Below are 2,587 nucleotides of genomic sequence, written 5' to 3'. Positions count from 1 at the left end.
GCCCGCGAAAAAACGCGTCGCCGGCTTGTGATAGAGATCGTTGGGCGTGCCGATCTGTTCGATGCGGCCCTGGTTCATCACCACGACGCGATCGGCCAGCGTCATGGCCTCGACCTGGTCATGGGTGACGTAGACGGTCGTGGTGCGCACCTTCTGATGCACTTTCTTGATCTCGATCCGCATCTGCACCCGAAGCTTGGCGTCGAGATTGGAGAGCGGCTCGTCGAACAGGAACACCTTCGGATTGCGCACGATGGCGCGGCCCATCGCCACGCGCTGACGCTGGCCGCCCGACAGCTGCTTCGGCTTGCGGTCGATCAGGTCGGTGATATCGAGCATGCGGGCGGCCTCAGAGACCCGGCTCTTGATCTCGGCCTTCGGATAGTGTTTCAGCCGCAGCCCGAACGACATGTTCTCCGCGACCGTCATGTGCGGATAAAGCGCGTAGTTCTGGAACACCATTGCGATGTCGCGGTCCTTGGGCGGCACGTCGTTGACGACGTCGCCGCCGATCATGATGTCGCCGTCGGTGATGTCCTCGAGCCCCGCGATCATCCGCAGCGTGGTGGACTTGCCGCAGCCCGACGGCCCGACCAGGACGACGAATTCATGGTCGGCGATGTCGAGATCGATGCCGCGCACCGCCTCGACGTCGTCATAACGCTTGATCACGCGACGCAAATTGACTTCCGCCATAAGCTTCAACCCTCTGCCAGCTTCAACCCTTGGTCGCGCCGGCGGTAAGGCCGGCGATATAGTAGTCCATCAGGAAGGCGTAGATGATCAGCGGCGGCGCGGCGCCGAGCAGCGCGCCGGTCATGATCTGTCCCCAGTTGAACACGTCGCCCTTGACCAGCGTGGTGATGATGCCGACCGGCAGCACCTGCTGATCGGTCGACGTCGTGAACACCAGCGGATAGAGGAACTGCGCCCAGGATACCGTGAAGGCAAAGATGGTGGCCGCGATCAGGCCGGGCAGCGCCACCGGAATGAAGATCCGGGTCATGGTCTGGAACCAGGAGGCGCCGTCGATGATCGCGGCCTCGTCGAGCTCCTTCGGAATCGAGGCGAAATAGCCGATCATGATCCAGGTGCAGAACGGCACCGTCAGCGTCGGGTAGATGAACACGAGCACGTACCAGCGGTTGATCAGCTGGATACCTGTCCATTGCCCGATCGCCGCGAACATCTTGAACAGCGGGATGAACAGCAGCGAATCCGGAATCAGGTAGGTCAGGAACACGCCGGTGGCCAGCGTCGCCGAGCCCCAGAACTTCATTCGCGCCAGCGCGAAGGCCGCCGGGATGCTGATCAGCATGGTGACGGTGACCACGATGACCGACACCATGGCCGAATTCCAGAAGAATCGCAGATACTGGTTGGACGTCAGCAACTCGGCATAGTTGCCAAGCGTCGGATGGAACACCCACCAGGGATTGGTCGCCGCCGAAATCTCCGCGCTGCTCTTCAGCGAGGTGATTAGCATGTAGACCGGCGGCGTCAGCGAAAACACCGCAAACAGGATCAGGAAGAAGTAGGACCAGCGCAGCGCCCATGCGCGATCGCGGCTCATGCTGCCCAGTTTGACTTTGCGCCGGGGGCCGGCCTTGTCGATTGCGAGCGTGCTCATCAGGCTTCGTTTCCACGTTTGGAGATGTCGCGCAGGATGAAGATCGCCGCGATCGCCAGGATCGGGAACATGAACAGCGAGACACTGGCGCCCAGCGGGATATCGCTGCTTTCGATGCCGACGCGGAAGGCCCAGGTGGCGAAGATCTGGGTTTCGTCCAGCGGGCCGCCGGACGTCAGGATGCGAACGATGTCGAAATTGGCGAAGGTGACGATCAGCGAGAACAGCGTCGTGATTGCGATGATGTTGCGCATCATCGGCAGCGTCACATACCAGATGCGCTGCCACCAATTGGCGCCGTCGATGGCCGCGGCCTCGTAGAGCTGCTCGGGAACCGATTTGAGCGAGGCCAGGTACATGATCATGAAGAACGGCGCGCCATACCAGACATTGACCAGGATGACGGAAAAGCGCGCCCAGCCGGCCTCTCCGAGCCAGGAAATCGGCGCGATCCCGAACAGGCCAAGCGTGTAGTTGAAGGCGCTGTAGGACGGATCGAACAGCCAGAGCCAGGCCAGGGTGCTCATCGCGGGCGGAATCACCCAGGGCACCAGCAGCATGCCGCGCCATTTGCGCTGGCCCTTGGCGGGGACGTTGTGCACGAAATGAGCGACGATGAAGCCGATCAGTGCCTTGAACATCACCGCCGTGATGGCGAAGAGGCAGGATTGCCTCACGACCATCCAGAACGTATCGCGCTTGAACAGGAATTCGAAATTGCCGAGGCCGACGAAATGCTGCATCGACTTGTTCAGCGTCGCCAGATGCAGCGAATAGAATGCCGGATAGATCACCAGGCTCGCGATCAGGAGGATCAGCGGCAGCGTCATCAGAAACGCCGTGCTCGATTTTCTCCTGAGCGCGGCCCTCAGACTTGAAGGTCTGCGCGCGGATCCGGCTCCGACGCTGGCCGGCTGAAATGCAACGTCAACCATGGGCATCTTCCTCACAGGTGAT

At 61.3% G+C, this 2,587-nt stretch carries 3 protein-coding genes; all 3 read right to left on the bottom strand.

All coding sequences use genetic code 11. The annotated features are described in order from the left end of the window. Positions 1 to 696 (bottom strand): ABC transporter ATP-binding protein (locus WCB02_RS11725; protein WP_423958343.1); only part of this gene is annotated, 696 nt, incomplete at its 3' end. A 22-nt stretch (positions 697 to 718) separates the two neighbouring features. Then, entirely contained in the window at positions 719 to 1,630 is a 912-nt protein-coding gene (locus WCB02_RS11720) for a carbohydrate ABC transporter permease (protein ID WP_423958342.1), read from the bottom strand. Next, a complete protein-coding gene (locus tag WCB02_RS11715) occupies positions 1,630 to 2,565 on the bottom strand; it encodes a carbohydrate ABC transporter permease (protein ID WP_423958340.1) in 936 nt (311 codons plus the stop codon). Before WCB02_RS11715 ends, WCB02_RS11720 begins: the two co-directional genes overlap by 1 nt. Positions 2,566 to 2,587: the final 22 nt, after the last annotated feature.

This window comes from Bradyrhizobium sp. (assembly GCF_049581145.1).
GTDB lineage: Bacteria > Pseudomonadota > Alphaproteobacteria > Rhizobiales > Xanthobacteraceae > Bradyrhizobium.
This window is presented reverse-complemented; position numbering and strand designations above follow the sequence as displayed.

What these genes read in the sequence shown, in the direction of transcription:
- WCB02_RS11720 (WP_423958342.1), bottom strand. Translation starts at nt 1,630, where the DNA reads ATGAGCACGCTCGCAATCGACAAGGCCGGCCCCCGGCGCAAAGTCAAA.
- WCB02_RS11715 (WP_423958340.1), bottom strand. Translation starts at nt 2,565, where the DNA reads ATGGTTGACGTTGCATTTCAGCCGGCCAGCGTCGGAGCCGGATCCGCG.